Annotated in this window: 4 protein-coding genes; 3 read left to right on the forward strand and 1 reads right to left on the reverse strand. The window is 43.5% G+C overall.

All coding sequences use genetic code 11. The features are described 5' to 3' along the window. On the forward strand, positions 1-838 hold an 838-nt coding region (locus WC615_RS22060; RefSeq protein ID WP_372980207.1), incomplete at its 5' end, for a hypothetical protein. 7 nt (positions 839-845) lie between these two features. Next, positions 846-1,922: a carboxypeptidase-like regulatory domain-containing protein gene (locus tag WC615_RS22065; RefSeq protein ID WP_372980208.1), complete on the forward strand. Its 1,077-nt coding sequence runs from the start codon at positions 846-848 to the stop codon at positions 1,920-1,922. Positions 1,923-1,982: 60 nt separating this feature from the next. Here WC615_RS22065 and WC615_RS22070 read toward each other — a convergent pair whose 3' ends face one another. After that, positions 1,983-4,520 carry an ATP-dependent Clp protease ATP-binding subunit gene (locus tag WC615_RS22070; protein WP_372980209.1) on the reverse strand — a complete coding sequence of 846 codons (2,538 nt, stop codon included), beginning with the start codon at positions 4,518-4,520 and terminating at the stop codon, positions 1,983-1,985. Between the two features lie 487 nt (positions 4,521-5,007). On the opposite strand from WC615_RS22070, the gene WC615_RS22075 reads away from it, so the two are divergent. Then, a partial coding sequence (locus tag WC615_RS22075) for an ATP-binding cassette domain-containing protein (RefSeq protein ID WP_372980210.1) occupies positions 5,008-6,086 on the forward strand: 1,079 nt, incomplete at its 3' end.

Consider the following 6,086-nt stretch of genomic DNA (forward strand, 5'->3'; position numbering starts at 1 on the left):
TGTAGCTATAATGGTTGATAACGATATGGTATTGCCCGATGTAAAACTGGTAGCCAAAGTAATGATGCTAAAACCGGTAACCATAGGCACTGCCCAGCGATGGAAACAGCTGAACGAGTTTAAAGCACAGTTTTTTGGTAAATCGGCCTTTGCAATGCAATGCAAACTCAAAAATCCCGAAGTTTTAGAATTGTATTATAGTAACCACCAATTAAAACTTACAGGCCAGTCTGACGAGTTTTTGGAAATTGACAATAATGCTCTTGGTTATAAATTAAAATACCTGCTTAATAGCTTTGTACTGGATAAAGAGGCCGGGCAGGTTGCCTACGAAGGCTCGGTTCTGTTTGAAGAAAAAGCAGGTACGCCGGCTGATAGCCTCCGCTGGAAAAAGAACCGCTTAACTGTTTATAATGGCTCGGTAACGCATTTTTTGCGACAAGTATTAGCCGGGAATGTCGAGCAGGATTACCAAGTGCGTAATTATTGCATAGCATGGAAAGATGTAACAACCGGGCAGTTTGTATATGATACCCTGGGGGTAACCGATTATGTGCACCGTACAGAGCGGCGGGGAGTATTTGCCATGAGCAATAATGATAAGGTAGAGGTTTATTATTTTAAGCCACGGTACTCGCCGGGGTTTGGCTTTGTGGATAGAAGCAAACGACCCGGTACACGGGTTGCCACCATAAGTTTTATTGACAAATATTTATTGTTTGATAGCAATGGTACAATTTTAAACCCGCTGGGGGTGCGTTTTGACCAGGCGTGGGGTGTAACCAGGGTGGCCCAGCTACTACCCATAGATTACCGGCCGCCTGTAGATAAACTATAAAACTGTAATGATTATGAAGTACCTGGGTTTACTATTGTTTTTATTACCTTTTACCTGCTTTGCACAATTAACCATTAAGGGCAAAGTTATTAGTGAAGCCGATGGTAAACCCATACCCGATGCCAGTGTATTCCTTAACAACGAAACTATTGGTACAAAATCTGCTGATGATGGATCGTTTGTATTGAAAAGTTTAAACGCGGGCCAGCACGATCTGATAGTGAGTGTAGTGGGATACGAGGGTTATCACAAAACCTTGATGATAAATACCAATATTGAGTTGCCGGATATTAAACTACTACCCAAAACCATGATGCTGGGCGAGGTAAAGGTAGGTGTTGATGCCAAACGAGAAAAAAAGTTAAAAGAGTTTAAAGAACAATTTTTAGGTGCGTCGGCCTATGCCAGCCAATGTGAGATCCTTAATCCCGAGGTTTTAGATTTAAAATACAACCGCGACGAAAGAATCCTTACCGGTAATTCCGACGATTTTCTGGAGATTGCCAATAACGCCCTGGGATATAAGCTAAAATACCTGATAGCAAATTTTGTGATGGATAAACACGAAAGCAAGCTAACCTATGAAGGATCGGTGTTGTTTGAAGAAATGGAGGGCTCCGATTTTCAGCTAAAGCAATGGAAAAAGAACCGCAGGGATGTTTACTTTGGTTCAACAATGCATTTTTTGCGCGAGGTATTAGCCAACCGTGTGGATAGCAATTATGCTGTAGAGAGTAAAAGGGTCATCAGTAGTTATTCATCAAGCAAAGGGTTTTCATCTAACCGGCGCGAATCAAGTGATGTATTGCGCCCTGTTGATTATGTACATCCTACCGAAAAGCCCGGCATATTTGCATTGGGCTACACTACCAACCTGGATGTGTTTTACAAACCACGAACAGCAAATGGCAAGGCAGCAAAAGTACACCCGCAATACGCAACCGTAAGCTTCACCGACCCATACCTTTATTTTGATACCAACGGGACTATTTTAAACCCCATGGGGGCTGTATTTAGCTATGCCTGGGGCAATAGCCGGGTAGCACAATTACTACCAATAGATTATTGGCCTGATGGTAAATAAACCCACAAAAAAAGCCCGCTTACAATTTGCAAGAGGGCTTTGTATTTTAAGAAAAAGTAATTACTTCTGTTCTTCCTCTTGTTTTGGTTTGGCGTCATCGTTTTTTTTGTCGACAACTTTTATTTCGTTGGCTTCTTTGTCAAAGTCAACCATCAGGGTATCGCCTTCGGTCAGTTCACCTTTCAGGATCTCTTCGGCAATTGGGTCTTCCAGGTATTTCTGGATGGCGCGTTTAAGCGGCCTTGCACCAAACTGCGAGTCGTATCCTTTTTCGGCAATGAACTCTTTGGCGGCCAAAGTAAGCTCTATCTTGTAACCAAGGCTGTTTACACGGCCAAACAAGAAACCTAATTCGATATCGATGATCTTGAAGATCTCGTCTTTACCTAATGAGTTAAACACAATAACATCATCAATACGGTTCAAAAACTCAGGGGCGAAAGCGCGTTTCAAAGCGTTCTCTATCACACCACGTGAGTGTGAATCAGCCTGTGTTGTTTTTGCGCTGGTACTGAAACCTACACCCTGGCCAAAATCTTTCAGTTGGCGTGCACCGATGTTAGATGTCATGATGATGATAGTGTTCCTGAAATCAACCTTGCGGCCTAATGAATCAGTTAACTGGCCTTCATCCAATACCTGCAGCAGTATGTTAAATACATCAGGGTGGGCTTTCTCGATCTCATCCAGTAATACTACCGCGTATGGTTTGCGGCGTACCTTTTCGGTAAGCTGCCCGCCTTCTTCATAACCCACATAACCCGGAGGCGCACCCACTAAACGTGATACCGCGAATTTCTCCATGTACTCGCTCATATCAATTTGTATCAGCGCGTCTTCGGTATCAAACATAAAGCGTGCAAGCTCTTTAGCCAACTCGGTTTTACCCACGCCCGTAGGGCCCAGGAATATGAACGAGCCGATAGGCTTTTTAGGATCTTTCAATCCCGCACGGGTACGTTGTATGGCACGGGTAAGCTTTTTAATAGCATCTTCCTGTCCAATAATTTTTGTGCCGATGGTATCGCCCATAGCAAGCAGCTTGGCGCTGTCGGCCTGGCCAACACGTTGTACCGGTATGCCGGTCATCATGCTTACTACTTCGGCAACGTTATCTTCGGTTACAGTGTAACGTTTTGATTTTGTTTCGGCTTCCCAAACAGCTTTGGCCTGGTCAAGCTCTTCAAGCAAATGTTTTTCGGTATCGCGCAATTTGGCCGCTTCCTCGTATTTCTGGCTGCGAACCACTTTGTTCTTCTCGATCTTGATCTGCTCAATTTTTTGCTCGATATCCAAAATTTCCTGCGGAACGTGGATATTGGTGAGATGGACACGAGAGCCCGATTCGTCCAGGGCATCAATAGCCTTGTCTGGTAAAAACCTGTCGGTAATGTAACGGGTAGTTAAGGAAACGCAGGCATTGATAGCCTCGTCGGTATAAGTTACACCGTGGTGCTCTTCGTATTTCTCTTTAATGCGGTTCAGTATCTCAACAGTTTCATCAGGTGTGGCCGGTTCAACCATTACCTTTTGGAAACGGCGGTCTAAAGCGCCATCTTTCTCGATGTACTGGCGGTACTCATCTAATGTTGTTGCACCAATGCACTGGATCTCGCCACGTGCTAAAGCCGGTTTAAACATATTTGATGCATCAAGCGAACCCGATGCGCCACCTGCACCAACTATAGTATGGATCTCGTCAATAAATAAAATTACATCCGGTGATTTTTCAAGCTCGTTCATTACGGCTTTCATACGCTCTTCAAACTGGCCGCGGTATTTGGTACCTGCAACAAGCGATGCAAGATCAAGCGTAACCACGCGTTTGTTAAACAATACGCGAGATACTTTACGTTGTACAATACGCAATGCCAAACCTTCGGCAATGGCACTTTTACCAACGCCCGGTTCGCCTATCAGGATAGGGTTATTCTTTTTACGGCGCGATAATATTTGCGATACGCGTTCAATTTCTTTCTCGCGGCCTACAATAGGGTCAAGCTTGCCTTCTTCGGCAGCTTTTGTAAGGTCGCGGCCAAAATTGTCAAGTACCGGTGTTTTTGATTTAATGTCAGAAACTTTTTTAGGCTGGGTGAATGAATCATCCTCTTTAAAGTCGTCATCACCACCTGTTGATGAACCCGGCATTTCATCGGTAACATCATTTTTATTGGCTTCCACTTCGCTTTTAAATACCTCGTAGTTAACATTAAACTGCATCAGTATCTGCGAAGCAATGTTATCCTCATCACGCAGTATAGACAGCAACAAGTGCTCGGTGCCTATCACATCGCTTTTAAAGATCTTAGCTTCAAGGTAGGTTATCTTCAAAACCTTTTCGGCCTGTTTGGTTAACGGGATACTGCCAATATGTACATTAGTGCCAATTGTTCCTTTTACAGCATCCTCAACAGCACGGCGTAGTTTAGCGGTATCAACGGTTAGCCCTTTTAATAGTTTAATTGCCACACCATCGCCATCGCGAATAAGGCCAAGCAAAAGGTGTTCAGTTCCAATATAATCATGGCCAAGGCGCAACGCCTCCTCCCTGCTGTACTGTATCACATCCTTAACCCGTGGCGAAAATTTAGCTTCCATATATACCTTTCTGATTATGATCGTCCTAATCTATAAATTTGTTTTTATCTGTCAAGGCGATTGTTATAACATTTATCAACAATATTGCCAACTTTTTAGCTTTACTGTAAACAGACAATTTAATGATATAAGGCCTGTTAAAATAAAACCAAAACAACCGGAATTTTATTCCTGAAACCCACAAAACGCCTTGAGTACTAATATTAAATGGTTAAACTTTTATTATTTGATAAGATGATCATCAAATAGTTTAACCCGGTTACGAGTTATATTAAACTATTATAACAAAGCAGGGCAAATAGTCATTCTATATATGACAATACGGCATGCCTGGTGGAAAGGTTGCTGCAAATACCCGCGCCTTTAACAAACCAAGCGATTTACATTGAAAGATACAAATTAAGTGATGAATTAATGATGAAATTTATTCACCTGTCCACATTTCAAGTTATATATTTGCTCTCCCTAAGTAAAAAGGCGCAAATTTATGGCAGACGAAAAGATCATATTTTCAATGGCAGGGGTAAGCAAAGTTTACCCACCTCAAAAAACAGTATTAAAAAACATTTACCTATCGTTTTTTTACGGCGCTAAAATTGGCGTTATCGGTTTAAACGGTTCAGGTAAATCGTCATTGTTGAAAATTATAGCGGGTATTGATAAGACAAATATAGGCGAAGTGGTGTTTTCACCAGGTTATACCGTTGGCTACCTGAGCCAGGAGCCAGAACTTGACCCCGACAAAACCGTTAAGGAAATTGTTGAAGAGGGGGTTGCCGCTACCACTGCACTGCTTAAAGAATACGAAGAGATAAACGAGAAATTCGGTCTGGAAGAATATTATAGCGATGCCGATAAAATGGATAAGCTGATGGCCCGCCAGGGCGAATTGCAGGATCAGATTGATGCTGTGAACGCCTGGGAACTGGATGTAAAACTGGAACGCGCTATGGATGCCCTGCGCTGCCCTGAGCCGGATACTAAGATTTCGGTACTATCAGGTGGTGAACGCCGCCGCGTGGCTTTATGCCGCCTGCTTTTACAGGAACCGGATGTTTTATTGCTTGATGAGCCTACCAACCACCTGGATGCTGAATCAATCGATTGGTTGGAGCAGCACCTTAAACAATACAAAGGGACTGTTATTGCCGTAACGCACGACAGGTATTTCCTTGACAATGTTGCAGGCTGGATCCTGGAGCTTGACCGTGGCGAAGGTTTACCATGGAAGGGGAATTATTCCTCATGGTTGGAACAAAAATCGAAACGTTTGGCGCAGGAAGAAAAAAGCGAAAGCAAACGTCAGAAAACGCTTGAACGCGAGCTGGAATGGGTGCGCATGGGGGCAAAAGGCCGCCAGGCAAAGGGAAAGGCGCGTCTGTCAAACTACGAGAAACTGGCCAGTGAAGAAACAAAGGAAAGGGAAGAAAAACTGGAGCTGTTCATTCCGCCTGGCCCCCGTTTGGGTAATATCGTTATTGAGGCCAATGGCGTTACCAAGGCCTATGGCGATAAGGTATTGTTCGAGAACCTTAACTTCTCATTGCCTCCCGCAGGTATAGTAGG

It is taken from the genome of Mucilaginibacter sp. (assembly GCF_041663085.1).
Classification (GTDB): Bacteria; Bacteroidota; Bacteroidia; order Sphingobacteriales; family Sphingobacteriaceae; genus Mucilaginibacter.

Excerpts from the sequence above, each read along its gene's own strand:
- WC615_RS22065 (WP_372980208.1), top strand. The coding sequence starts at position 846 with ATGATTATGAAGTACCTGGGTTTACTATTGTTTTTATTACCTTTTACC.
- WC615_RS22070 (WP_372980209.1), bottom strand. The coding sequence starts at position 4,520 with ATGGAAGCTAAATTTTCGCCACGGGTTAAGGATGTGATACAGTACAGC.